The organism is Paenibacillus sp. GCM10023252 (genome assembly GCF_042653305.1).
Taxonomy (GTDB): Bacteria; Bacillota; Bacilli; order Paenibacillales; family Paenibacillaceae; genus Pristimantibacillus.
Genome location: NZ_JBHSHW010000009.1, coordinates 118929 through 144168, shown reverse-complemented (window position 1 = coordinate 144168; position 25240 = coordinate 118929). Strand labels below are relative to the sequence as shown.

General features: G+C 52.4%; 22 protein-coding genes and 2 tRNA genes. 2 read left to right on the top strand and 22 right to left on the bottom strand.

All coding sequences use genetic code 11. The features are described from left to right. Window positions 1-2: 2 nt before the first annotated feature. From hemC to ACFO9Q_RS06550, 14 genes are all read right to left on the bottom strand, one after another. Window positions 3-971 carry a hydroxymethylbilane synthase gene (gene hemC / locus ACFO9Q_RS06615; protein ID WP_379179972.1) on the bottom strand — a complete coding sequence of 323 codons (969 nt, stop codon included), beginning with the start codon at window positions 969-971 and terminating at the stop codon, window positions 3-5. Continuing rightward, window positions 971-1624 carry a precorrin-2 dehydrogenase/sirohydrochlorin ferrochelatase family protein gene (locus tag ACFO9Q_RS06610; RefSeq protein ID WP_379179970.1) on the bottom strand — a complete coding sequence of 218 codons (654 nt, stop codon included), beginning with the start codon at window positions 1622-1624 and terminating at the stop codon, window positions 971-973. Before ACFO9Q_RS06610 ends, hemC begins: the two co-directional genes overlap by 1 nt. A gap of 24 nt (window positions 1625-1648) precedes the next feature. Beyond that, entirely contained in the window at window positions 1649-2461 is an 813-nt protein-coding gene (locus ACFO9Q_RS06605) for a cytochrome C assembly family protein (protein WP_379179968.1), read from the bottom strand. Window positions 2462-2511: 50 nt separating this feature from the next. Continuing rightward, window positions 2512-3894: a glutamyl-tRNA reductase gene (gene hemA, locus ACFO9Q_RS06600; protein WP_379179966.1), complete on the bottom strand. Its 1383-nt coding sequence runs from the start codon at window positions 3892-3894 to the stop codon at window positions 2512-2514. 219 nt (window positions 3895-4113) lie between these two features. Next, window positions 4114-4512: an adenosylmethionine decarboxylase gene (gene speD, locus ACFO9Q_RS06595; protein WP_379179964.1), complete on the bottom strand. Its 399-nt coding sequence runs from the start codon at window positions 4510-4512 to the stop codon at window positions 4114-4116. Window positions 4513-4860: 348 nt separating this feature from the next. Continuing rightward, a complete protein-coding gene (locus ACFO9Q_RS06590) occupies window positions 4861-5451 on the bottom strand; it encodes a non-ribosomal peptide synthetase module (protein WP_379179962.1) in 591 nt (196 codons plus the stop codon). 199 nt (window positions 5452-5650) lie between these two features. Beyond that, window positions 5651-6289 (bottom strand): ribosome biogenesis GTP-binding protein YihA/YsxC, encoded by a 639-nt coding sequence (gene yihA / locus ACFO9Q_RS06585; RefSeq protein WP_379179960.1) that lies wholly within the window; start codon window positions 6287-6289, stop codon window positions 5651-5653. After that, a complete protein-coding gene (gene lon, locus ACFO9Q_RS06580; protein ID WP_379179958.1) occupies window positions 6286-8688 on the bottom strand; it encodes an endopeptidase La in 2403 nt (800 codons plus the stop codon). The genes yihA and lon overlap by 4 nt, the downstream gene beginning before the upstream one ends. 37 nt (window positions 8689-8725) lie before the next feature. Next, window positions 8726-10429, bottom strand: a complete 1704-nt coding sequence (gene lonB, locus ACFO9Q_RS06575; protein ID WP_379179956.1) for an ATP-dependent protease LonB — start codon at window positions 10427-10429, stop codon at window positions 8726-8728. 154 nt (window positions 10430-10583) lie between these two features. Continuing rightward, entirely contained in the window at window positions 10584-11693 is a 1110-nt protein-coding gene (ispG, locus tag ACFO9Q_RS06570; RefSeq protein WP_379179954.1) for a flavodoxin-dependent (E)-4-hydroxy-3-methylbut-2-enyl-diphosphate synthase, read from the bottom strand. Between the two features lie 108 nt (window positions 11694-11801). Then, a complete protein-coding gene (clpX, locus tag ACFO9Q_RS06565) occupies window positions 11802-13058 on the bottom strand; it encodes an ATP-dependent protease ATP-binding subunit ClpX (protein WP_379179952.1) in 1257 nt (418 codons plus the stop codon). Between the two features lie 22 nt (window positions 13059-13080). Then, a complete protein-coding gene (gene clpP, locus ACFO9Q_RS06560) occupies window positions 13081-13674 on the bottom strand; it encodes an ATP-dependent Clp endopeptidase proteolytic subunit ClpP (protein ID WP_379179950.1) in 594 nt (197 codons plus the stop codon). A gap of 237 nt (window positions 13675-13911) precedes the next feature. Further along, window positions 13912-15213, bottom strand: coding sequence for a trigger factor (gene tig, locus ACFO9Q_RS06555; RefSeq protein WP_379179948.1), 1302 nt, complete (start codon window positions 15211-15213; stop codon window positions 13912-13914). 88 nt (window positions 15214-15301) lie between these two features. Further along, the gene (locus ACFO9Q_RS06550; RefSeq protein ID WP_379179946.1) at window positions 15302-16156 is read right to left on the bottom strand and encodes a hypothetical protein; all 855 of its coding nucleotides are present in this window, start codon (window positions 16154-16156) and stop codon (window positions 15302-15304) included. 287 nt (window positions 16157-16443) lie between these two features. Between ACFO9Q_RS06550 and ACFO9Q_RS06545 the strand changes: the two genes are divergently transcribed. Further along, a tRNA-Gly gene (locus tag ACFO9Q_RS06545) sits at window positions 16444-16517 on the top strand. A gap of 11 nt (window positions 16518-16528) precedes the next feature. Next, window positions 16529-16605: transfer RNA gene (locus ACFO9Q_RS06540), tRNA-Arg, on the top strand. 229 nt (window positions 16606-16834) lie between these two features. Here ACFO9Q_RS06540 and ACFO9Q_RS06535 read toward each other — a convergent pair. The 8 genes from ACFO9Q_RS06535 to ACFO9Q_RS06500 form a co-directional block, all read right to left on the bottom strand. Continuing rightward, a complete protein-coding gene (locus ACFO9Q_RS06535; protein ID WP_379179944.1) occupies window positions 16835-17800 on the bottom strand; it encodes a 2-hydroxyacid dehydrogenase in 966 nt (321 codons plus the stop codon). Window positions 17801-17813: 13 nt separating this feature from the next. Further along, window positions 17814-18422, bottom strand: coding sequence for an AAA family ATPase (locus ACFO9Q_RS06530; protein ID WP_379180604.1), 609 nt, complete (start codon window positions 18420-18422; stop codon window positions 17814-17816). A 157-nt stretch (window positions 18423-18579) separates the two neighbouring features. After that, complete coding sequence (allC, locus tag ACFO9Q_RS06525; RefSeq protein WP_379179942.1) at window positions 18580-19812, bottom strand: allantoate deiminase; 1233 nt, start codon at window positions 19810-19812, stop codon at window positions 18580-18582. 9 nt (window positions 19813-19821) lie between these two features. Beyond that, window positions 19822-20196: a hydroxyisourate hydrolase gene (uraH, locus tag ACFO9Q_RS06520; RefSeq protein WP_379179940.1), complete on the bottom strand. Its 375-nt coding sequence runs from the start codon at window positions 20194-20196 to the stop codon at window positions 19822-19824. Next, complete coding sequence (pucL, locus tag ACFO9Q_RS06515) at window positions 20147-21130, bottom strand: factor-independent urate hydroxylase (RefSeq protein WP_379179938.1); 984 nt, start codon at window positions 21128-21130, stop codon at window positions 20147-20149. The genes uraH and pucL overlap by 50 nt, the downstream gene beginning before the upstream one ends. Before the next feature lie 33 nt (window positions 21131-21163). Further along, window positions 21164-23017 (bottom strand): adenine deaminase, encoded by a 1854-nt coding sequence (locus ACFO9Q_RS06510; RefSeq protein WP_379179936.1) that lies wholly within the window; start codon window positions 23015-23017, stop codon window positions 21164-21166. A 53-nt stretch (window positions 23018-23070) separates the two neighbouring features. After that, window positions 23071-24051, bottom strand: coding sequence for a Rieske 2Fe-2S domain-containing protein (locus ACFO9Q_RS06505; RefSeq protein WP_379179934.1), 981 nt, complete (start codon window positions 24049-24051; stop codon window positions 23071-23073). Then, window positions 24048-25187 carry a BMP family ABC transporter substrate-binding protein gene (locus tag ACFO9Q_RS06500; protein WP_379179932.1) on the bottom strand — a complete coding sequence of 380 codons (1140 nt, stop codon included), beginning with the start codon at window positions 25185-25187 and terminating at the stop codon, window positions 24048-24050. Before ACFO9Q_RS06500 ends, ACFO9Q_RS06505 begins: the two co-directional genes overlap by 4 nt. Window positions 25188-25240 lie beyond the last annotated feature (53 nt).

The following is a 25240-nucleotide window of genomic DNA, read 5'->3' as shown; positions in this document are numbered from 1 at the left end:
CGTTATCCCCCAATTGCCGCAAGTATGCGGTCTGCACCTCGGTCTATTAGTGCCGCAGCTACTTCTCTCCCAAGCAGCTCCGGATCGACTCCACGCTTAATCTCCTTCAATAGAAGGTCTCCATCAGGCGATCCTACTATACCCGTCAGTTCGAGCATGGCCATGCCGCTAGCATCGTTCTCTCCTGTAAGGGTAGCATAAGCGCCAATCGGAATCTGGCAGCCTCCGTTCAGAGCTCCGAGGAAGCTGCGCTCTGCTCTCACCGTAAGCTCCGTATCCTTGTCATTGAACAAGGACAGTAATGCTCTCACCTGAGCGTCGTCCTCACGGCATTCGATGCCAAGCGCCCCTTGCCCGACCGCAGGCACACATACATCTGGAGCGATATAAGAGGAGATCCGATCCTGCCAATCCATACGAGTAAGTCCGGCAGCAGCCAGCACGATAGCGTCGTAGCCCTCTGTCTCCAGCTTGCGTATACGGGAATCAATATTGCCGCGGATGGACTCCATCCTTAAGTCTGGCCTGATGTTCTTGAGCTGTGAGGAACGGCGGAGCGAGCTTGTCCCCACCTTAGCGCCTTGCGGCAATTCCGCCAGCTGCTCACCATTCTTCGTAATGAGACAGTCCCTTGGATCCACTCGCTTAGGAATAGCTCCGTTCATCAGCCCCTGAGGAAGCTCGTAGGGCATATCCTTCATACTATGGACAGCGAGGTCAATGACTCCGTCCTGCAGCGCTTGCTCAATCTCCTTCACGAACAAGCCCTTGCCGCCAACCTTCGACAAGGTGACATCCAGTATCTGGTCACCCTTCGTCACAATCTTCTTAATCTCGAACGAATAATCGTAGCCGTGCTTCTCGGCAATCTGCTTCAATTGCTCGATGACCTGGCCCGTCTGCGTCAAGGCTAGCGCACTCTGCCTCGTCCCTACGACAATCTTCCGACTGGCTTCCAACTGTTCTGCCATTATTCCTTCCCCCTATCGGCCTTCTCCCGAAGGCGAGCTATCCACTGCGTCATCGTCTCGCCCGCAGGCTGACTGCCTATCCGCTCATGTGCAGCTAGACGGAGCAAGAGCTGTCTCTGCTTGTGGTCGCTGACGCTCGCTTGTACCCATTCTCTTAACGTGCCTAACCGATCCGTCCATTCCTCATATTCCGGCCCGTATACCTCTAGCAGTTGCTTGCTAATGCTCGCTGCGAGGGCAGGACTGCTGCCCGAAGTGGTTACGGTCAGCATCAGCTTCCCTCTCCGAACGACAGCAGGAGTCACATAGCTCCCCTTCGCATATTCACCCGCTGAATTCACCAATGCTCCCGCCCTCTTAGCCTCCTGAGCAGCCCTCAGGTTCACTTCCTCATCACTTGCAGCAGCAATGACCAGATCCGCACCCTGTACATCCTCTTCTTGGTATTCCCTCAGTCGCAGTTCCATACTCTTAGCTGCGACCTGCTCCGAGATCCACGGCGTGACAGCAGGGCTTACCACTGTGATGCGCCCCGCACCGGATTCCAGCAACCCCCTAAGCTTGCGTTCCGCGACGGCTCCTCCGCCAATGACGACACAGCTCATCTCGCTAACGTCGACTAGAATTGGATACCACCCCATACTGCCTCTCATCCTCTCGCCTCTCCGGCTCCTTCCTTAGTGGAAGGAAGAGATGGAATTCGTGAATAGATTAATTATCAGCACCATACACGCGAGGAGATTCACTCGGGCCGCCTCCGGACCTGGCCGCCTCCATACCGTTCTCTGCAGCATATAGACGATGTAGAGGAGGAGTGCCGCGAAGGAAGAGAGCACCTTCCAGTCGAGGAGCAGAGCTTCATGCCCTTCTACCAGCAGTGACGTAACGGCTACCGAGAGCGACATGGCGAGCAGCGGCAGCCCAATCAGCACCATGCGATACGTATAATTTTCCATAGAGGACAAGCTTGGCAATCTTCGAACGAATCTGGACCATTGCTTATCCTTCAGCTGCCTGTGCATGAACAGATACATTCCTGAGAATATAGCCCCGATGATCAGCGCTGCATAGGCGCACAGCACTAAGCTAATATGTACATAGAGCAGGTCTCGGGTCACATGCCATAGCTCCAGGGAGGTCGTCTCGCCGGGATTGCTATACAGATTAAGTGCCAGCACGGCGAACCCAATGACGTTAACTAAGAACACGAAGAACTCGATGTTGATGAACCGGCTGACCACAATCGATATGGTGACGATCAGCCAAGAGAACACGAGCCAATACTCGAACCTTGATATACTCTCCAATTCAAAGTGGGAAATCATCCGAAGCAGGAGGAATAGAGTCTGTAATACCCATACAAAAATAAGCAGCCCTGTTCCTATCCGCTTAGCTCTCCGATTCGCATCCATGAAATCGGAGAAATAAAACAGAAGGCTCAGGGCGTAAACATAAAGTATCGCATCATATAGCCAGTTTTGCGTTACCATAAGCGCCTCCACGCTGCGGCCCTTAAGCAAAGTTCGTAAGCGGCCCCCGCCTAAGGCGTAACGGCTGCTAGTCCAGCTGCAGCTGCATGGGTTGGTGTAAGCTTCTTAGGCGCAGCCGTTGCCGGCTCCGTTGCCGCTTGGGGCTTGGCCTGCTGATTTGTAACCAATTGCTCCTCTAACGCGAACAGCTTAACGAACAGATCCATCGCCTCATCTGCCCGCTTCTCACCTGCCATCTCCTTAATACGCAAGATGGGATCCTGCATCATCTGATTCATCATACTCTTGGTCAGCTTGCGGATAACCTTAAGCTCATGCTCTCCAAGACCCGGCAGCTTCTTCGTCAGGCTGTCCAGCGTCTCCTCATGGATATCGGCTGCCTTCGTCTGCAGACCGCGAATAAGAGGCACTACTCCCAGCGTCTTGTACCACTGGTCGAAGCTGTCCAGCTCTTGCTCAATCATGATCTCAATCTTAGCCGCTTCCTTGCGGCGAAGCTCCAGATTGCTCTCCACAATTCCCTCCAGGTCATCGATGTCATAGAGGAATACATTCTCAACAGCTGCAATGCCCGGATCCAGATCACGGGGCACCGCAATGTCAATCATGAACAGAGGCTTGGACTTGCGCTTCTGCATGGAGCTAACAATCTGCTCTCTCGTAAGCACATATTCATTAGCTCCGGTTGATGAGATGACGATATCCACTTCATGCAGCCGTCGTAGCCCTTCCTCCATTGAACAAGGAGTTCCGTTGAACTTGTCAGCGAGCTGAGCCGCCCGGTCGAATGTCCGATTGACGACCAGCACTTGATCTGCGCCATTGGCATACAGATGCTTGGCCGTCAGCTCGCCCGTCTCGCCGGCACCGATAATCATAACCTTCTTCTTATGGAACTGTCCGAAGATCCGCTTGCCCAGTTCAACGGCAGCATAGCTGACCGATACGGCAGCCTCGCCAATCGACGTCTCAGAGTGTGCCCGCTTAGCAAGCGTAATCCCCTGCTTGAACAGCATATTGAATACGGTGCCGGTCACCTTCTGCTCTTGCGCCAGCAGGAAGGCATCCTTCACCTGCCCGAGAATCTGAGTCTCGCCTATAACCATCGAATCCAGGCCGCTGGTTACATGGAACAAGTGGTCGATCGCCTTGCTGTCTTCGTACATATATAGATGATTCGTGAACTGATCTCTTGAGAGCTTGAACCACTTCTCCATGAAGCTGCGAATGTAGTGGCCGCATAGATGATGCCGGTCTACAACCGCGTACAATTCCGTCCGATTGCAGGTCGCCACAATGACACATTCCATGATGCTCTTCGTCTGCTTGAGTTGTCTTAACGCTTCCGGAAGATCCCGTTCATCGAAGGTGAATTGCTCTCTCACTTCAACCGGGGCTGTCCGATAATTTAACCCAACCACAATGATGTGCATGCGCGATCACCTGCCTCCTTCTGTTTTAGATAGGTTCCATTCTAAGGCTAATGCCTAATGTCAACGTTTATTATAGCACAACATGAAGAGTACTTTAGATGCATTTATGAATAATGTTTGAAAAACACTGCACCATTATTCCCTATATATACAAAGAAATAACCATGGAAGAGATCCATGGTTATTTCATTATCTGGTGTGGCCTAAGCAAGCTTGCTGCTAGACCAGCTCGATTTGCTTCATGTCTGCTTCAATCACTTGAAGTTCGCCCATGCCGCGCATAAGCTTCTTCGCGTAGGTTGTCTTCGGTTTCAGTACAGCCAGCATATAATCAATCGCCAGCTGCGGATCCACAGTCTCACCGCAGGTATAGCAGTCTAATGCAGCGAAGCCCTTCTCAGGATACGTGTGAATGGATAGATGACTCTCTGACAGCAATACGAGCACCGTTGCTCCATGTGGTTCGAATTGCTTAGCCTGCACGGACAATACTGTCGCTCCGCATGCTTCTGCCGCCTCTACCATGTGGGCTTGTAAAAATTCAGCACTGTTAATCAGGTCAAAATCTACACCCCAAGTATCAACAGCAACGTGTCTTCCGAAAGTTGAATATTCCATCTCTCGGTTCCCCCTTCCTAGGAATAAAATGTTTAAAAATTTCATCCGCTAGGACCTACGTCATTCACTTCCCGAGGGTCTTATCTCTCGCAACATAATCATGTCCTGAGTGAATCCTGGTTCCTATTATTGTGTACCGTTTTCTTTTCAACGAAAATAAAAATAACATCTATCGACTAGAAATGCAACTCTTTTTTTCGAGTCTGTCCTTAAGGATTGCTGCATCCGAAATCCCAATAGCTAGCGTATGTAACCGAGCCTTGTCCGGTACCCCTTGCCCCAAGCCTAATTATCGTATAAAAAAGAGCCGCTCAGGGTGAGCGGCTCAGGTAGGTATGTTATAAATAACTAGGCTTCAAGAATGAATAGCTTATGCGTTAGCTCCTTCAAGCGAAGGTCGATGGCCTGCTTCTCTTGGGGCAGATCCGTCTGGTTCCTTAGATCAAGCCACTCATTAATTGCGCCGTTCACGAGAGCGATCTCCCGCTCCACCAGTCTGCTCCGGAACACCTGCTCCAGCTGGCCTCTTGTATCCTTGAACTGGAATACAACACGTTCGCCCGCATCCGTAAGTTCAACAATTCGGTGAACAGCACCCTTATGGTAATGATAGATCATCGTATAATGACTGTAGATTCGATGCACGACGGCGTCACCGCGGAATGCGGATACAGCCTTGCGCATGGCGTTCGTAAGCTTAGGGTGAACGAGGCGGCAGGTAAGCACACATACGTAATAGTCTTGCTGACGTTCGAAGGTCATTCGGACTTGTTCCCGCCCTGCGACGTCTTCGAGAAGCAGCTCTTGATTGCCGTTGTCGAGAATCATAACCTGCAGACGGACCTGCTGATCTTCAATCATCCGGAAGAACTGACTCATCTCATTGCTCGTTAATTGCAGTTTGGCATTTACATACTCTGTGGCTAGCCGCTGAGCCATACAAATCTCCTCAATTCTTTGAACTTACACGCTTGTGTCTCGTTGATTAAGTATATTATACGTCATCCCCGTTATTTATTCCTGCGCTCCGACCCCGATATTCTCGCATATTCTTGTGAAAAACGGAGGAATTCACGAAGAGGTTGAACAATTATGCAATATCCTCTGCATTCTGTAAGAAGTTGATGGTCTTCCTCCCTTACTCAGCAGAAAGCTCACTTAACGGTTCAGCAGGCTCACTCGCCTCGGCGGGTGATTCAATCGACGCCAGGATGACTTCCCATAGCTCATCTCTTCCAATCCCCGTCTCCGACGAGAACATGACGACCGGATCACTTGGATCCGCTTCGAGCGTCTCCTTCGCCATCTTCACATGCTTCGCCCACTTGCTGCGAGGTATCTTATCCGCCTTCGTGACGACGATGCAGACTGGAATCTCATAATGCTTGAGCCAGTGGTACATCATCTGATCATCCTTCGAAGGGGCATGGCGGATATCAATGATGAGCAGCAGCCGCTTCAGAGGCTCTCTATTCTGCAGGTAAGTCTCAATCATCTGCCCGAATGCTGCACGCTGTGTCTTCGATACCTTGGCATACCCGTAGCCGGGAAAATCAACAAAATACACCATATCATTAATGCGATAATAGTTGAGCTGCTGCGTCTTGCCGGGCTGCTGGCTCGCTCTGGCCAGATTCTTCCGCTGAATCATCTTGTTGATAAGCGAAGATTTGCCGACGTTGGAGCGCCCGGCCAGAGCAATCTCTGGCAAGGCATCCTCCGGGTATTGATGCGGCTTAACCGCGCTTATAACGAATTCAGCTTGAGTAATTTTCATTGAATAATCAATCCTGCTTTCTCCTCTGTCCGTGCTTCGAGGAGCGCGTGCTGCAGCACTTCATCCATATGACTCACAGGTATGAACTGCAGGTCTCCCCTAACGCTGTCCGGTATATCTCTCAGATCTCTCTCGTTATCCTTCGGCAGTAATATCTTCTTGATTCCTGCCCGGTGGGCAGCGAGTGACTTCTCCTTCAGCCCGCCGATCGGCAGGACACGTCCGCGCAGTGTAATCTCACCTGTCATCGCCACCTCTCGCGATACATAACGATTCGTGAGCGCAGAGATGAGGGCAGTTGCGATCGTAATGCCGGCGGAAGGACCATCCTTCGGAATGGCTCCCTCTGGAATATGGATATGAATGTCGTTCTTCTCATGGAAGCTTGGATCTATATGGAGCTCTGCCGCCTTCGATCTCGTATAGCTGAAGGCCGCTTGCGCAGACTCCTTCATCACATCTCCGAGCTTACCTGTTAAGGTGAGCTTGCCGCTGCCCGGCATTACGGTCACTTCAATAACTAACGTATCTCCGCCTACCTCGGTCCATGCTAGCCCGGTTACCGCACCTATCTGATCCTCAGCCTCGGCTAGGCCGTAGCGGAACTTGGAAGGTCCAAGCCATTCCTTCAGCAGCTCAGCATCAAGCGTTACAGGCGTCGCTTCTGCTGACGCACCCGCATCTTGGGGTTCGCTTGCCTCGCTTGCTTGCTGCGATACGAGATGCTTAGCCGCCTTCCGGCAGATGGCAGCAATCTGCTGCTCCAAGTTACGCACGCCTGACTCTCTCGTATACTCCCGCACAATCTGGAGGAGCGCCTTCTCATCGACGACGAGCTGCTGCTCCGTTAACCCGTGCTCCCGAATCTGCTTCGGCAGCAGATAACGCGCGGCAATCTGCAGCTTCTCCAGCTCCGTATAGCCGGGAATATAGAGCACTTCCATTCGGTCCAGCAGCGGACGAGGAATATTGTGCATGGCATTGGCTGTCGTTATGAACATAACATGGGATAAGTCAAATGGCACTTCGACGTAATGATCGGAGAACGTATTATTTTGCTCAGGATCAAGCACCTCAAGCAGCGCGGAAGCCGGGTCTCCGCGGAAGTCCATCGCCATCTTGTCAATCTCATCGAGCAGGAATACCGGATTAAGCGAGCCGGCAGTCTTCATCCCTTGAATGACACGCCCAGGCATAGCACCGACATACGTCCGGCGATGCCCGCGAATCTCAGCTTCGTCCCGAACTCCGCCTAGGGAGATCCGGACGAACTTGCGGCCGAGCGATTTGGCGATGGAACGAGCGAGGGATGTTTTCCCCACACCAGGAGGACCTACGAGACATAGGATGGGGCCCTTCATCTTCTTAACCAGCTGCTGAACGGCTAGATACTCCAGCACTCTCTCCTTCGGCTTCTCCAGACCGTAGTGATCGCTGTTCAGGATAGATTCCGCCTTAGCCAGGCTTAGATCGTCGTCTGTCAGCTTATTCCAAGGGAGTGACAGCAGCCAATCGATATAATTGCGAATGACTCCGCCCTCTGCCGAGGACGCAGGCATCTTCTCCAGTCGGTCGATCTCCTTCTCTATCTTCTCCTTAACCGCTTCCGGAACACCTGAATCAGAGAGAAGATTGCGCAGCTCCTCCACTTCTCCTGCTCGGCCTTCCTTCTCGCCTAGCTCCTTCTGTATCGCCTTCATCTGCTCGCGGAGATAATATTCCTTCTGCGTCTTCTCCATCTGCTTCTTCACACGCTGGCTAATCTTCCGCTCCAGCTCCAGCACTTCCCGCTCATTGCCTAGAATATCGAGCAGCTTCTCCAGTCGCTCACGCACATCAATCGTCTCTAGAATCTCCTGCTTATCCTTAATCTTCAGGGACAAGTGACTCGTAATGACATCGGCAAGACGACCAGGCTCATCGATATCCGAGACGGCTGCATGGGTCTCCGGCGTCACCTTCTTGGACAAGGTAATGTAATGCTCGAATTGATTCAGCACCGATCTCATGAGCGCATCGACTTCCGGATCATCGGTCTCTTCTTCAGCGAGCTCGCGAGCAGTAACCTCGTAGTACTCCTCGTTAGGCAGGTAACCAAGTATCTCTGCTCTTACTACACCTTCAACTAAGACACGAATCGTGCCGTTAGGCAGCTTCAGCATCTGGCGAACCTTGGCAATCGTGCCAATGCGATAGATATCTTCTTCCGTTGGTTCCTCAATGTTCACTTCCGACTGCGAACATAGCAGGATCATATGATCTTCGACCATTGCTCTCTCAAGAGCCCGCACAGACTTATCTCTGCCCACATCAAGGTGGAGCACCATGCTGGGATATACGAGCAATCCCCTTAAGGGAAGCAGGGGCAGCCGACGACCTTTCGATTTTCCAGGTCCCATACCAGCACCTCCAGTAGTTAACGTCTACCCTATTTTATCATTCTACAGATTCCGCCTGCAAATAAGGTACTCCGCTGGCAATATAGAGATCCGCTGCAACATGGGAATCCGTATGGTTAGCGGTCTCCAGACTAGCACCGAATACGTGCTCGAACACCTCATCCACGAGGTCAACCGGAATGACCTTAAGCCCCTCTAGATCGGTGAAAATCGCCTGCCAATTCTCCCGCGGAATGATGACCGTGGTTGCACCGGCTTGGAAGGCCGCCTCCACCTTCGCCAGCACGCCGCCGACAGGCTTCACATTACCGTGAATGCCAAGCTCCCCTGTCATGGCTAGCTTGTTGTCAATCGGCATCCCTTGAATAGCGGAAGCGATAGCCGTTGCCATCGCGATTCCGGCGGAGGGCCCGTCAATCGGCGTTCCTCCAGGGAAGTTAATATGCAGATCATAGTCATTCGGCTTGAAGCCTTGCCGGCGCAATACAGTCAGTACATTCTCCACAGAGCCCTTCGCCATGCTCTTGCGCCGAAGCGTACGGCTTCCGCCGCCGAGCTCTTCTTCATCGACAACGCCGGTAATCGTGAATTGTCCCTTGCCGCTTCGTGCAGGGATTGCACTCACTTCAATCTCAAGCAGCGTGCCCATGTTCGGTCCATAGACGGCTAAGCCGTTAACGAAGCCAATCTGAGGCTCTGCAGGCACCTTGCGATCCGGCCTTGGCGGAATCTGGCTAGAGTTCACCACCCACTCGATATCGCCTGCTGACAGCCCGTCACGCTTCTCAGACAGGGCAAGGCCAGCAGCCAGTTGAATAACGTTAACGGCCTCACGCCCATTGGTCGCATACTTTTTGACGACCTCGATCGCTTCCGGACAAGGAGCGAAGCCGATTTTTTTGACCGCATTCCTGGCAATCTCTCCAATCTCATCAGCCAGCAGAGGGCGGAAGTATACCTCCATACACCTCGAGCGGATAGCAGGCGGAATCTCACCAGGCGACCTTGTTGTTGCCCCTACGAGACGGAAGTCAGCAGGCAGCCCATTCTGGAAAATATCATGAATATACGAAGGAATATTCGCGTCCTCGGAATTATAATAGGCGCTCTCCAGATACACCTTGCGGTCCTCCAACACCTTTAATAACTTATTCATCTGAACGGGATGCAATTCCCCTATCTCATCAATGAACAGAATGCCCCCATGCGCCTTCGTCACTGCTCCGGGCTTCGGCTGTGGAATACCTGCAACCCCCATTGCACCGGCTCCTTGATAGATAGGGTCGTGAACAGACCCAATCAATGGATCGGCAATGCCCCGTTCATCGAATCTGGCCGTTGTCGCATCAATCTCGGTGAACTTCGCCTCCGGCAGGAAGGGCGAGGAAGGATTCTTCTTCGCTTCCTCCAGAACGACACGTGCCGCCGCTGTCTTGCCAACTCCAGGTGGCCCGTAGATGATGACATGCTGCGGATTAGCGCTGCATAGAGCAGCCTTCAGGGCACGCAGACCGTCCACTTGCCCGACAATGTCCTGCATCGCTTGCGGCCTAGTCTTCTCTGCCAGCGGCTTAGTCAAGGAGACCGATCTCAGCTTGCGAAGCTTATCCATCTCCTTGCGCGACTCTCGGTCCACCGCGGAACGGTTCGTCTTCTGATTGCGCAGCAGGTTCCAGAAGTAGAGGCCAATGACAACAGCAAAAAACACTTGAATCAGCATCAATATTACACTCAAATTCATCTCATCCGCTCCTCTAATAGGCAATAATCCGGCATAACCATTCGTAATTGCTAGTATTGCCTCCTCCAAGGGGGAATAACCGCCCCCTGCCTCAAAATACAAAAGCTGCTTAGGCAAGGTCGATGACCTCACTTAAGCAGCTAATAGTTGCACCTTACGCGTGTGTATGATGCTTCCGGCCAGGTATCTCGCCGGTCTCTTCATAGACACGAACAATAATATCGATTTCCTTCTTCAGTTCGTTCAGCAGCTCCGCCTCAGGAACCTTACGCACCAGCTCTCCATATCGGAACAGCATGCCTTCGCCGCGAGCTCCTGCAATTCCGATATCCGCTTCACGAGCTTCACCAGGGCCGTTGACTGCACAGCCAAGTACGGATACCTTAATCGGCACCTTAATCTTGGAGATATATTCCTCCACTTCGTTGGCAATGGAGAACAGATCAATATCCAGTCGTCCACAGGTTGGGCAGGAGACGAGAGTCGCTGCGTTCGTAATCAAGCCGAACGTCTTAAGAAGCTCCCGAGCGACCTTCACTTCCTCGACCGGGTCTGCGCTTAGCGAGATACGAACCGTATTGCCGATTCCCATCGCCAGCAGCGCACCAATACCTGCTGAGCTCTTAATCGTACCCGAATGCAGCGTGCCTGCTTCCGTAATGCCTAGATGGAGCGGATAGCGAATCTTCTCCGCCGCCATGCTGTACGCGGCAATCGCCATCGGCACATCCGATGCCTTCAGAGAGACGATAATATCGTGGAAGTCCAGCTCCTCCAGTATACCGATGTGGAATAAGGCACTCTCCACCATCGCCTCTGGGGTTGGATAGCCGTACTTCTCCAAGAGATGATTCTCCAGGGAACCTGCATTGACGCCGATCCGGATCGGAATTCCGCGCTCCTTGCAGGCCTTCACGACCGCTTCTACCTTCTCACGTCGACCGATATTGCCCGGATTAATCCGAACTTTATCGACACCGTTCTCAATCGCAGCCAGTGCAAGGCGATAATCGAAGTGAATATCCGCAACTAGCGGGATATGAATTCTCTTCTTAATCTCCTTAATCGCCTCTGCTGCTTCCTTGTTGTTGACCGTTACGCGGACGACCTGGCAGCCCGCTTCCTCTAGACGCAGAATCTCAGCTACAGTAGCCTCCACGTCTGCGGTCTTGGTCGTGCACATGCTCTGAATAATGACCTCGTTGCTGCCGCCAATGACAAGATTGCCGACCTTGACGGGTACCGTATCAGTTCTTGAGTACATTAGGTTATCTCTCCCATGAACGGCAAAGTCCACCCCAAGCATAGGCGAATCTCAGACAAGAGACGGCTAGCACAGGGTGGATACCTTGACGGTGATGATTACTCAGAATTAGGCGCTCTCTTCTTTTTTCTTGCCCTTCTTCGAGCTAAGCTCAGGCATCATCTTATCTTGAACAGACTTCTCGGTAATGAGGCAAGTATTCACGTCATCGCGTGAAGGCACTTCATACATGACATCCAGCATGATTCCCTCAATGATCGCACGCAGACCGCGGGCACCTGTATTCCGCTTGATCGCTTCCTTAGCGATGGCATCCAGCGCAGCCGGCTCGAAGTCCAGCTTCACATTGTCCATCTCAAGCAGCTTCTGATACTGCTTCATAAGGGCGTTCTTCGGCTCGGACAGAATCCGCACCAGAGCTTGCTCATCAAGCGGCTCTAGCGTCGAGATGACCGGCAGACGGCCAACGAACTCGGGAATAAGACCGAACTTAAGCAGATCCTCGGGAAGAACCATGGACAGGTATTCGCCAGCCTTCAGATCCTTCGTTGCTTCGCCAGTTGAGCTGAAGCCAATTACTTTCTTACCAATTCTGCGCTTAATCAGCTGCTCGAGGCCATCGAATGCTCCGCCGCAGATGAACAGAATGTTCGTTGTATCAATCTGGATGAATTCTTGATGAGGATGCTTACGTCCGCCTTGCGGTGGAACGGAAGCGACGGTTCCTTCCAGAATCTTAAGCAGCGCTTGCTGAACGCCTTCACCGGACACGTCACGGGTAATGGATGGGTTCTCCGACTTACGAGCAACCTTATCAATCTCATCGATGTAGATAATACCGCGTTCGGCCTTCTCTACGTCATAGTCTGCCGCTTGAATAAGCTTCAACAGAATGTTCTCTACATCTTCACCTACATAACCAGCTTCCGTCAAGGAAGTAGCATCTGCAATAGCGAATGGAACATTCAGAATTTTGGCCATCGTCTGAGCAAGCAGCGTCTTACCTGACCCGGTAGGTCCTACTAGAAGAATATTACTCTTCTGCAGCTCGACATCCTCAATCTTGCTCTGTGAGTTAATTCGCTTGTAGTGGTTGTATACCGCTACAGATAGAGACTTCTTCGCGAATTCTTGCCCAATGACGTACGAATCAAGAATAGCGCGAATATCCTTCGGCTTCGGGATATCCTTCAGATCCAGCTCTTCCTCGTGTCCGAGCTCTTCTTCCACAATCTCTGTGCACAATTCGATACACTCATCGCATATATAGACGCCGGGACCGGCTACTAGCTTTCTCACTTGATCCTGCGACTTACCGCAGAATGAACATTTCAGCTGACCCTTCTCTTCATTGAACTTGAACATCGTATCACCCCTTCGTTAGCAATCATATCCCCGTCGTCGGGGACGTAATAACCTTGTCAATCAGTCCGTAATTCAAGGCTTCCTCGGCGCTCATGAAGTAATCACGATCGGTATCGCGATCAATCTTGTCATAAGGCTGCCCTGTGCGGTCTACCAGAATCTGATTCAGCTTCTGCTTCGTCTTCAAGATCCAATCCGCATGAATCTTAATATCTGTCGCTTGGCCGCGTACACCGCCGAGGGGCTGGTGGATCATGACTTCGCTGTTCGGCAAGGCGAATCGCTTGCCCTTCGCGCCTGCTGTCAACAAGAGTGAGCCCATGCTAGCAGCCATACCCATACAGATGGTAGACACATCCGGCTTGATGAACTGCATCGTATCATATATACCCATACCCGCAGTTACAGAACCGCCAGGTGAGTTGATGTAGAGATGGATGTCTTTCTCTGGATCGTCGGCCGCCAAGAACAGCAGCTGTGCAATGACAGAGTTTGCTACGTCATCATCGATAGCACTCCCAAGGAAGATAATCCGGTCCTTCAGCAGACGGGAGTAGATATCGTAAGAACGTTCACCTCTATTCGTTTGTTCAACGACAATCGGTACTAGATTCATGCGACCAACCTCTTTTCTATTATGGCTTCGAATTTCAACCTTATTGTATCATGACAGCTGAACGATGTCATTTTTCCAATAATACAGTATACGGTCAATAGGTACGGTTATGTACAGATATGCGCTGAGCTTCATTCATTCATTCCATATGTAGGGTAAAAATAAGGCACGTACGACGACGTGCCTTATCCAGGGTATTGCTTATATGTGATTATACGTTATTCAGAACAACTTGGATTATGCTACTTCTGTAACTTCCTTGGCATTCTCAAGCAAGAACTTGATCGTCTTGCGAAGGATCATATCTTCCTTCAGACTCACCAGATTGCCATTGTTAGAGAATATCTCGCGAAGCTCTGCAGCTGGACGGTTGTATTGCTTGGACAGGGACTCCAGCTCTACCGTAAGATCCTCTTCGGTAATGGTGATGCCTTCAGCGCTTGCGATAGCGTCAAGTACAAGATTGTTGCGAACGCGCTTAACGGCATCGCCTTGCATCTGCTCACGAAGCACTTCCTCGCTCTGACCGGAGAACTGGTAGTACAGCTCAAGGGTCATGCCTTGCATCTTCAGACGGTTCTCGAAGTCACGAACCATGTAGTCTACTTCCGTAGCAATCATCGCTTCCGGAATCTCAACTTCAGCGGATTCGCCTGCCTTCTCAACTACCGCAACTTCACGGGCTTGCTCGCCTGCCTTAACCTTCTGTTCCTTCAGCTTAGCGGTCAGATCCTGCTTGTACTCTTCAAGAGTATCGAATTCGCTGACGTCCTTCGCGAACTCATCATCAAGTGCAGGAAGGTTCTTGCGCTTCAGCTCGTGCAGCTTCACCTTGAATACGGCAGCCTTGCCAGCCAGGTTCTCTGCATGGTAGCTCTCTGGGAATGTTACTTCGACGTCCTTGAAGTCGCCGATCTGCATGCCAACCACTTGATCTTCGAAGCCTGGGATGAAGGAGTTCGAACCTAGCTCAAGGGAGTAACGCTCGCTCTTGCCGCCTTCGAATTGCTCGCCGTCCACGTAGCCATCGAAGTCAATAACAGTAATATCACCATTCTGAGCTTCGCCTTCTTCGATGACCGTCAGTTCAGCGTGACGCTGTTGAAGACGCTCCAGCTCAGCAGCAACTTCCTCTTCGGTTACGTTGTCTTCGGTTGCTGCAACTTCAAGGCCTTTGTAGTCGCCAAGCTTAACTTCAGGCTTAACGGTTACTTTTGCTTTGAACTTGAATACTTGTCCCTTGCCGAATTGCTCGACATCGATCTCAGGACGGTCAACCGGGTTGATGTCATTAGCCTTAACTGCTTCGGAGTATGCGTCCGGCAGCAGAATGTCAATGGCATCTTGGTACAAGCTCTCCACGCCGAAGCGGGATTCGAAGATTCCACGAGGTACTTTACCTTTACGGAAGCCAGGTACATTGACCTTTTGTACGACTTTCTTGAACGCTTGATCCAGTGCTTCTGCTACTTTCTCAGCACCAACCTCAACATCGATCGATACGAGGTTCTTGTCTATTTTTTCCCAGGTTGCTTTCATTTTATGCTTTCCCCTCCAAAATTACGCTAGTTCCGTACATTTGCACGTTCAATAAACCATTCTATTATAATCAACCTGAGCACTTATATCAAGACTGAGGCTCATCTGGATAATCTTGCTGCATGGAAGCGACCTGACGAAGCGTCCTGCTTGCTTGCTCATATCGGAATCGCAGCGACTCCGTAATGCCATATGTATCCCGAAGCTCGTCATCTTCAGCCTTCCCATATACCGTTAGCATGAGTGATAAGTGCAGCGCTGCCGAGTAGCAGTCTACTGTCTCCTCATCGTCTCGAAGCATCCATGTATAGGCCGAAGTGCCGTATAGAAATTGCAGGCTCTCCTTCCACAGCTCTCTGGCGAAGTGAGGCAAGGTAGGATCATGCACCTCTGCGACACGTTCCACCCTCTCCACAATTCGATTAATCGGAGGAGGGAAGTCATCCATGGAGAGCGGAGTTCGTTCAATCTCGACTTGAACCGACTCACCTAGCCGATCCAGCGTCAAGCTTCCTGTCGCCCCGCGCTTGCGCAGACATTGCAGTGCCTTGAATTGCACAACAGGGTGTACCTGCTCATTCGTAAGCCAGTGAATAATAGTGGAATCAATATCCTTGGACGTAATGTAGCTGGCCCGCTCGAGTGCAAGCATCTGCTGATCAATCATAGGGTGATGCTGCATTATGTACAGCACTTGATTAATATAGGCGTCATCCTGCTCCCGGGGATTAAGAGCTTCAGCGCGGAAGGCTGTCTCGTCCTCCTCTTCCGCTTCGCCCAGATGGCCTTGTCCCGATGAACCCTTGCCTTCGCTTGGAAAAGCCATGTTCAGCCATGAGAGCAGATTGCCCCACTCTTCATAATGCCGCTGATCTTCACCCTGGCACTGAAGCAAAAATTCCAGCAGCTCCTTCGCTTCGCTGTATTGCTCAGCTTCAAGCATTCTCGTCAATTGAATTTGATAATGATCTAGCATAGTAGGGAATAGATATACGTTTTCTTTGTTCTCGCCTTCTGTATCCTGTTCGGTCGTAATGGTCTCACCGCCTTATCGGTCCGGGCCGCATCTTCTTGTGGTCTGTCGCTCGCGATAGATTATACCATGTAAGGCGGTCAGAGAAAAATAAAAGCGCTAAGGAGCTAGTCTGAACCAATTTATAAAAAAGGATTGCTTTTGTTTTTTTGCTATGCTATAGTTGTTTTTGCCTTATTCGATCGTTAATTCAGCCAGCGGGTGTAGTTCAATGGCAGAACGCCAGCTTCCCAAGCTTGAGGCGAGGGTTCGATTCCCTTCACCCGCTCCATAGTTCCACTTGTCCCAGTAGCTCAGCTGGATAGAGCAACGCCCTTCTAAGGCGTCGGTCGGGAGTTCGAATCTCTCCTGGGACGCCATCTAATTACGATTCGATACAATGAGGACATACATAGAACCTGCAAGCCCTTGATTCATCAAGGATTTGCAGGTTTTTTTGTATGTAATGTAGCCATTGTATGATGGAGAGTTCATAGGAGTGCAGCCCGCTATTCGCTGCTGCATGGTTGGGCAGTCGTGTCATGGAAGGCCGTTCCATGCGGAGAATTCAAATAAAGCCTCTGCAGGCCGCAGAGGCTTCCATTCGTATTAAGCCAGTTCGGGCAGCAGATTAGGAGGGGTCTCCCCCTTCACCCCTGCAACGAGATTGCGAGCGGCGAGCATCGCCATGTCGAACCTAGTAGACTGAGTAGCAGAACCTATATGCGGCAGCACAACGACTTGCTCCATCGAGAGCAGCGGGTGATCCGCAGCGATCGGTTCCTTCTCGAACACATCAAGTCCAGCACCTGCAATAGTGCCCGCGGCCAGAGCTTCCACGAGCGCCTGCTCGTCCACTACTGCGCCGCGCGAGGCATTAATAAGTACAGATGAGCTCTTCATCAGCTGCAGCTGCTCCTTACCGATCAGCTTCCTCGTGTGCTCGGTCAGAGGGGTCATGACGACTACGAAGTCGGACCGTGACAGCAGCTCATTCAAGGAGACGAATTCCGCGTCGTACCGAGACTCTGCTTCCTCACTTCGACTGCGCTTGTGATAGAGCACCTTCATGGAGAAGCCGTGATGAGCGCGTCTGGCAACCGCCTCGCCGATTCGGCCCAGCCCGATAATTCCGACTGTACGATGATGGACATCCATACCGAACAGCTCCTCATTCATCCCTCTAACCCACGCACCACGGCGCACCAGTCGATCAAGCTCGGTCACCCTTCGGGATACCGCCAACATGAGGGCAAGGATCAGATCCGCAACGGTGTCATCCAATGCTCCACCAGTATTGGTGCCCATAACTCCACGCCGCTTCATCTCATCTAGGTCCATATTATTGTAGCCTACTGATATATTGCTCACGATTCGGAGCTTCGGCGAGGCATCTAGCAGCTCAGCGTTAATGGACATGCCAGAGGTAAGCAGCCCTTCCGCTTCAGCCATCGCTTCACGAATACTCTCCCGGCTCATCCCGTCTTGGCCAATGATGCATTCACAGTGCTCGCTTATATACTGCTGCACCTGCTCAGGAACGGGTCTAGATATGAATACTACGGGCTTAGTCATTCCGACCACCTCACTATCTAGTTAATATGGGCTGATCCCTCTGAATGAACGCCAGCAACTCATCCACCTGATCTTCACTCATCTCTCCGCTGTTATCATAATGCAAGATGGACTGCTGAGGAATATCCCAGTTAATCTCCGGCACGAAGGCTACACGCTTCTCGAAGGAGCCCCAATTGTCCAGCTTCCATTGATCACGTACAGTCTGACGGCCTATGATGCGATTCTTCTGCAGCTCTATATCCGCAAGGGTAACGACGATAACCTTAACGTCTACTTGCTCCGCTGTCAGGCCTGCTTGCGAGATGACTTCCTGTATCCACTCCCGGTTCCGCAGCTCCGCTGTGAAGGGCGATATCATGAATACATTCTGGCGTGCAGCCAGATTCTCGATACATACATCCTTGGCTGTATCATATTCCAAGTCCCTTAGATTCGCCTTGTAATAATCGGAATCCCGATCATTGCGGTCCAGCCCGTTCTGAACGAGCATCGCTTCCACGAACCGTCCTCCGAGCGTGTCCCTGTCTAGGAAGGCTGCTGGAATACGCTCTGCCAGCCTCCTAGCTACAGTTGTCTTGCCTGTTCCTGCTACTCCCACGAAGAATACGAGCTTCTGCACTGCCATTCTGCCTCCATTACAATAATGATCTCACAATATTGTAACATCTCTCTGGAAGGAATATAAGATGAGAGGGGCAGATCGCCGACTATCCGTTGCAAAAAAAAAAAAAACAAAGAAGAACATCCGCAAATGAGGACGTTCTTCATCCATAAAGTTATTCTTCATAGGCTAGCCGGTAGAGCAAATCCCCCAGCACCTCTACACCGGCCGTCAAGTGCTCCGGCGGCGTGAATTCAAGCGGAGAGTGACTGATCCCCCCTCGGCTTGGAACGAACAGCATCGCCGAATGGCAGACGGCCCGGAACATCTGTGCATCATGTCCAGCACCGCTGTAGATCGGCTGATAGCCTAACTGACGCTTATGACAGATATGCTCCATCCGCTCAATCAGACCGCTATGCATGGGCACCGGCTCCGCGAACATCCATTGCCGATGTGACAGAGACAGCCCGCGCCGTGAGGCTATGTCATAGAATAAGGCAACGACCCTGCGGGAGAATTCCTCCAGCGAGGAGGGCTCGGGGTGGCGCAGATCGACCGTGAAGAGCACATGTCCCGGAATGACATTCGATGTGTTCGGGGAAGCGTCGATCTTGCCGACCGTTGCCACATACGGCTCACCGGCTGTCAAGGCCACCTTCTCAAGCTCAATGGTCATCTCCGCCGTGCCGGCAAGCGCATCTCTCCTCCAGCCCATTGAAGTTGTACCGGCATGATTAGCCTCTCCGCATACCTCGAAGATTAGCCTGGCCTGACCAACGATGCCCTGCACAATCCCAAGCGATAACCCGCTCCTCTCTAGAATCGAGCCTTGTTCAATATGCAGCTCGACGAATGCATGCAGATCGTGCCGCAGGCAAGGCTTGTGCTTGCCCGGCCCGAATCCGGCAAGCTGCATCGCTTCGAGCAAGCTCATCCCTTCATCATCGGTCACATCCGGGATGCGCGTCATACTCCAGCGACCGGTAATGTTGCCGGACCCCCAGAAGGTGACCGGGAAGCGGCTGCCTTCCTCCTCGCAGATGGACACCACCTCAAGCGTCCGCTTCGGCATCCCATGCACTTCGCGCAGATTCTGCAGAGCGGTCAATCCTGCCACGATTCCATAGGCACCGTCATACTTGCCGCCGCTGCGGACGGTATCGATATGCGAGCCAGTAAGCACAACTTCATCAGGCTTCTCAGTTCCGACTAGACGGCCATATAGATTGCCCGCATCATCGTAATACACACTAAGGCCCGCTTCCTTCATTCTCTCAGCCAATGCCTGCTGCGCTCTAATCCAAGATGACGAGTACAAGAGCCTCGTAATTCCCCCATCCGGGTCGGCGCCGAAGTTCGACAACCAATCCAGCCCGTTCATAATCTGCTGCTGCAAGTTGAACACCCTCCCCCGTCAAGTACCCCGATAAGTGCTGTAGCCGCCTGGAGAAATAATCAATGGAATATGGTAATGAGCCGTATGATCCTTCACCTCAACGAATACAGGGACTCTAGTGAATAAGGTGGATCGATCAGCCAGACCCTCTGATTGCGCTCTTGCCGCATAGTAATTCTGCACTTCGAACAGAAGCTCATATGCTCCGGCAGTGAACGACTCCCCGCTTATTAACGGATTATCAGAGCGTCCGTCACCGTTCAGTACAATAGATTGCACACAATGCTTCGCTGCTCCGCCTGCTTCGTGCTTCCATAGACTTACCGCCATGCCTGCTGCCGGCTCACCCCGTGACAAGTCGAGTACGTGTGTCGTCAATCTCCCCGTGCTCATCGGCATCGCTCCTTATCATGGTGAAGAGCTGGAAGCCGTAGGGCGGTCTAGGTTCTGTGAATACCTTCCCTTGCTCCCCTGGGATGTCATCTATAACCGTCTCCCACGTTCGGTTATTCGATTCGAACTGAATCGTTGCCATCTGGGGGAACCGCTTCAGCGCACGCTGTCCAATTCGGTACAGCAGATGCTGAATGGATGGAGAATACAATTCATGGAAGACGGCGACTGCTACATCTCGAATCTGCTCTGCTGGAATATAGCACTGGGGATCGCCTCCGAGTCCATGCTTAACGTCTGTATAAGTCCAGCTAATATTCAAGTAGATGAACAGAGGACGGTCGTAAGCCTCCGGCAGCGTCGTATACTCATCTCGCACGAATCCAGCGAAGGAGCTTCCCTTGACCTTAATCAGATGAAGCTTGCTAATGCCGCCGCTGAGTCTCTCGATGAGGAGGGACCCATCACCTCCTCGAGCCGCCTTCACTTCAGCCGTTGCAGCTTCCCCTCTGGAATGGCTGAATACGATGGAGCTCGGCATCCTGCCTGATGGGCCAGGCACCTCTACTCCTTGGAAGGGAAGGCGCTCTGCCGACAGCTCTATCGATGAGAGATGGCTGTACCGGTTCAGGAACAAGTCTGCCAGATGATGCAGGAAGCCTTCGATCGTAGCTCCGGGATAATCTGCCGCATGGCGGAGTATGAAGTTTTTCATCGAATCGGTTGCCACAATCTGTGAATTATCCCCCTCCGTGAAGGAGGTCAGGAAGGCTTCTCCTCCGAATACGACCTTCAGATTCCAAGCGAATATGACATTGTCATCACCCGTATAGGAGGATTCCGGAATCGGTGTAATTCCCTTCAGCGGAGCTGCATACGTCCGATAGACGAGCACATCGCCCTTGCCGTACAATACGGCTCTATCCTGTGCCATCGTAATCACTCTCCCATGATTATTAGATTCCAACTATTCGCCAGCGAGGAACAACGGCACCTTCTGAATGCCTTCGGCCGTGATGGACACGAGACCTTGATCGGATAATCGAAGCTCAGGTATGACGACTAGAGCTAGCAGCGAGATGGTCATGAGTGCCGCATTCAGGGTGCAGCCCGCCTCACTAAGCGCCCTGTTAATCGCTCGCGACTGATCAGCAACGACCTCTGGCGGAGCATCTGACATGAGTCCGGCTACCGGCAGCGGGAGCAGCGTCAGCTTGCCGTCCCCTGTATATACGGCAATCCCCCCTTGGCTGCTGATGACGTGATTGGCCGCTTCCGCCATACACTGGTTGTCATTGCCGACGACGAGCAGATTGTGACAGTCATGCGCTACAGTAAGGGCAATAGCTGCCGGCACATTCAGCCCGAGTCCGGTAACGAAGCCTGCTGCGCTTCCACCAGTAGCTCGGTGACGCTCGAATACAGCAATGGTGCACACTCCTTCAGCCACATCTACCTTGGCTGCGCCACCCTCAATGGTAACGGAGATTCGCGCTTCCCTCGTCGTTGCCTGGTTCTCAACGACCTGAATCGCTCTCGCTTCCGCCATACCTGACTCTATCGGACCTGCAATGACGAAGTCCTCGGGAGTCAGCCGCCTACCGACATGTACGGATTGTCGTATCGATGACGGGTAGGTGAAGGCCGGCCACTCCGCCTTCAAGCTGCCGCCTTGCGCAGCTACTCTGCCTGCGGCTATTGTCGTGTGTACCTTCACTTGCTCCAGAGGACCCTCCAGCAGGATGATATCAGCATACGAGCCTGGTGTAATCGATCCTACATCCCGAGCGACACCGAACCGTTCCGCCGTGTTAATGGTAGCCATCTGGAATGCAGTAATAGGCTTCACACCCTGCTCAATCGCGAATCTGACGACATAATCCATATGGCCTTCATCCACCAGGGAGTCCGCGCTGCGATCGTCTGTGACGAGCATGATACGGCGAGAATCAAGACCCTGCTCTGTATGAGCTCGTATGGTGCGGGCGACGTCCTGCCAGGCCGAGCCTTGGCGAAGCATCGCATACATGCCGAGCCGCACTCGCTCGAACACATCCTCCGGGGTTACGCATTCATGGTCGCCGGTCACTCCCGCTGCAGCATATGCGGGAAGCCTAGGGTCCGAAGCAGGCCAGGTGAAGTGGCCGTCGACGACTCGCCCCGCTCGCAGCGTTGCGCTAATCTCGCCGAGCATCTGATCATCCCCATATACAACACCGGGGAAGTTCATCACTTCCCCAAGCGCAATCATATCCGGACCCCACGTGAACGCTTCAGCCACTTCAGCCGGGCCAAGCACTGCGCCGGAGGTCTCCAGCAGCGGACCCGCAGATGGAACACAGGAAGGAACTTGCATATAGGCGGCGAGCGGAGTCATCCTCGCCTCTTCCAGCATGAGCCGAACACCCTCTAGCCCGCATACATTAGCCATCTCATGAGGATCGAAGAAGCCTCCCGTCGTCCCTCTGGGGAGAACGGCCTTCGCGAACGAGGAGACTGTCATCTGAGAGCTCTCGATATGGCAATGGCCGTCGAGCAGGCCAGGGGCCATATATCTTCCCCCCGCCTCAATGACGAGGGTATGCTCCCCTATCGTATGGGACACATCCCTTCCTACGTAGGCAATTCTAGCTCCTTGGACAGCTATAGACATACCCTGGAGGAGCTCTCCTGATGCGACATTGACGAGTGTGCCTCCCCGAATCACTAGAGTTGCCGGTCTATCTCCTCTTGCGGTCATGACCAGGCCAGCGACATCATCTGCCAGCGGTCTTCGGTCATAGTGATTGTTATCAGCGTTCATAGCCTTCATAACGTTCATGCCTACACCACCCTGCCTTGGAATGGAAGCAGTATTCCCGAATGTTCGGTTCATCAGTCCGTCCCGAACGTGACGCCAAGCTCCTTCAGCATTCGCCTATACGCAATGCTCACCCGATCGCACTTCAGATGCAGCTCTGCCTGCAGGTCGAGGGGCAGCAGCTCCGGATTCTGTCGCTCCACAATCAACTTATCCTGCGCCATCAACGTATTCTGGAAGTCAATGAACACACTATCCGGAACTTCCTCGGCATAGTTGCGGAGCTGCAGCATGAAGGCGGTGCAGCTATGCTCCGTCTCCGGAAGCACCATCAGGAATAAGTGGAACTGCTCATCGCTGCCTTCTGTGTGCTTGATGAGCCGGACGGACATAGGGGAGAGGATCTCATAGATATAAGAGTTCGTTACGCCACGCCCTCTCCCGTCCGGATCGGGCTGGTAGACACGAATCTCGCCGCTTCGAAGTACGCCGTCCTCCATCCTTACCTCATAATCATTAATCTCCGCGTACCCGGCATCGCCCAGCATGCCTTCGTGTACGAACATAAGATGGGAGACATCAAGGAAGTTCTCTACAACTCTCGGAGCAGAGGCCTCTACCGGATATGGCCCCATGACGATAGGCAGCAGGGAATGATCGACGAGTGGCTCGATAACAGGACGCTTCTCATGCGGTTCTTCTAAGGCCACCCATACGAACCCAAGCGATTCCATGCAATAGAAGGTTGTTGTTCTAGCCTTAAGCGGAATGGCTTGACCGGCGGGAAGAGCGGGGATACACACGCATGCCCCGTCCGCATCATATCGCCAGCCATGATAGGCACATACCAGATGATCCTTCTCCACCTTGCCCAGCGACAGTGGAACCCCGCGGTGTATACATAGATCTCGGAAGGCCTTCACTCCGGATCCGGTACGGAACAGCACAAGCTTCTCGCCAAGCAGCTGAACGGCAAGCGGCTTATCCTGCACCTCTGCAGCCACAGCTGCTGGATGCCACTCTCTGCTTAATGCAGGATCCTGTATCGTCCTCATTTCGGAACTGTTCCTTTCACACCTTTCACGAACCACATCATATTATGGATATCTTCGTCAGTCAGCGACTTGCCGGCAGCCGCTTTTTCGACTCCTTGCTGATCGGAGATCGGGCCGGTGAACGGATGGAAGGCTCCCGTTACAATATCCTTCTTAACACTCTCCACCTTGTCCCTGACCTCTTGAGGAACGTTACGGCCGAAGGGTGCTATATCTGCTGTGCCATCCTTGATGGAGCCCCAGTAGGCGGCTGACTTCCATGTACCATCCACAACTTGCTGAACTTGATCTACGTAATAAGGCGCCCAGTTCCATGTCGGATTCGTAATATAAGTGTCCGGTGCATACTTGTTCATATCTGAATCATTGCCTAGCGCCATGATATTGCGTTCTGCTGCAGCCTGTATGCCCGCCGGGGAATCCTGATAGTTAGCCAAGATGTCGATACCTTGATCTAGGAGTGAGATAGCAGCCTGCCTCTCAATTGCCGGATCGAACCAAGTATTCGTCCACACGACCTGAACTTCAACGTCCGGGTTGACGCTCTGCGCACCTAACGTGAACGCATTAATCGTATAGATGACCTCAGGAATGGGGAACGCTGCCGCATACCCGATCTTACCGTTCTTGGACAGCATGCCCGCTGCGATGCCCGACAGGTAGCCATTCTCGTACCCGCGCCCCGCATAGGTCCCCAGATTCTCTGAGGTCTTATACCCCGTTGCATGCAAGTACTTCACCTCAGGATGCTTCTTCGCGACGTTGACCATAGGTTCCATATAACCGAAGCTTGTTCCGATAATAATATCATGCTTCGCAGACAGCTCCTCGAACACGCGCTCTGCATCAGGTCCTTCCGGAACATTCTCAACGATTGTCGACTTAATGCCGAACTTCTCATCAACCGCCTTGCGCCCAAGGTCATGCTGGTACGTCCAGCCGCCATCCCCTGGAACACCTATGTACACGAAGGCCACTCGAGGCTTCTTAACCGATTCCGATGCAGGTGTCGCCGCTGCTTCATCGCTATTCGAAGGTGCATTCGTCGCAGAAGTCTCCGTAGTACCCTTGCCATTCGAGCATGCAGTTAGAATGATTGCTGTGATGATGACTGCCATTCCTAATAATCTTCTCATCTCTTATTCCTCCCCATATTAGACACCCTAGCCTACCCAATCCAATAACTCTC

Excerpts from the sequence above, each read along its gene's own strand:
- lonB (WP_379179956.1), bottom strand. The coding sequence starts at position 10,429 with ATGAATTTGAGTGTAATATTGATGCTGATTCAAGTGTTTTTTGCTGTT.
- hemA (WP_379179966.1), bottom strand. The coding sequence starts at position 3,894 with ATGCACATCATTGTGGTTGGGTTAAATTATCGGACAGCCCCGGTTGAA.
- pucL (WP_379179938.1), bottom strand. The coding sequence starts at position 21,130 with ATGGCACAGGATAGAGCCGTATTGTACGGCAAGGGCGATGTGCTCGTC.
- hemC (WP_379179972.1), bottom strand. The coding sequence starts at position 971 with ATGGCAGAACAGTTGGAAGCCAGTCGGAAGATTGTCGTAGGGACGAGG.
- ACFO9Q_RS06500 (WP_379179932.1), bottom strand. The coding sequence starts at position 25,187 with ATGAGAAGATTATTAGGAATGGCAGTCATCATCACAGCAATCATTCTA.
- speD (WP_379179964.1), bottom strand. The coding sequence starts at position 4,512 with ATGGAATATTCAACTTTCGGAAGACACGTTGCTGTTGATACTTGGGGT.
- lon (WP_379179958.1), bottom strand. The coding sequence starts at position 8,688 with ATGGGACCTGGAAAATCGAAAGGTCGTCGGCTGCCCCTGCTTCCCTTA.
- ACFO9Q_RS06610 (WP_379179970.1), bottom strand. The coding sequence starts at position 1,624 with ATGAGAGGCAGTATGGGGTGGTATCCAATTCTAGTCGACGTTAGCGAG.
- clpP (WP_379179950.1), bottom strand. The coding sequence starts at position 13,674 with ATGAATCTAGTACCGATTGTCGTTGAACAAACGAATAGAGGTGAACGT.
- clpX (WP_379179952.1), bottom strand. The coding sequence starts at position 13,058 with ATGTTCAAGTTCAATGAAGAGAAGGGTCAGCTGAAATGTTCATTCTGC.
- ACFO9Q_RS06510 (WP_379179936.1), bottom strand. The coding sequence starts at position 23,017 with ATGAACGTTATGAAGGCTATGAACGCTGATAACAATCACTATGACCGA.
- yihA (WP_379179960.1), bottom strand. The coding sequence starts at position 6,289 with ATGAAAATTACTCAAGCTGAATTCGTTATAAGCGCGGTTAAGCCGCAT.
- uraH (WP_379179940.1), bottom strand. The coding sequence starts at position 20,196 with ATGAGCACGGGGAGATTGACGACACACGTACTCGACTTGTCACGGGGT.
- ACFO9Q_RS06550 (WP_379179946.1), bottom strand. The coding sequence starts at position 16,156 with ATGCTTGAAGCTGAGCAATACAGCGAAGCGAAGGAGCTGCTGGAATTT.
- ACFO9Q_RS06535 (WP_379179944.1), bottom strand. The coding sequence starts at position 17,800 with ATGACTAAGCCCGTAGTATTCATATCTAGACCCGTTCCTGAGCAGGTG.
- ACFO9Q_RS06605 (WP_379179968.1), bottom strand. The coding sequence starts at position 2,461 with ATGGTAACGCAAAACTGGCTATATGATGCGATACTTTATGTTTACGCC.
- ACFO9Q_RS06590 (WP_379179962.1), bottom strand. The coding sequence starts at position 5,451 with ATGGCTCAGCGGCTAGCCACAGAGTATGTAAATGCCAAACTGCAATTA.
- ispG (WP_379179954.1), bottom strand. The coding sequence starts at position 11,693 with ATGTACTCAAGAACTGATACGGTACCCGTCAAGGTCGGCAATCTTGTC.
- tig (WP_379179948.1), bottom strand. The coding sequence starts at position 15,213 with ATGAAAGCAACCTGGGAAAAAATAGACAAGAACCTCGTATCGATCGAT.
- ACFO9Q_RS06505 (WP_379179934.1), bottom strand. The coding sequence starts at position 24,051 with ATGAGGACGATACAGGATCCTGCATTAAGCAGAGAGTGGCATCCAGCA.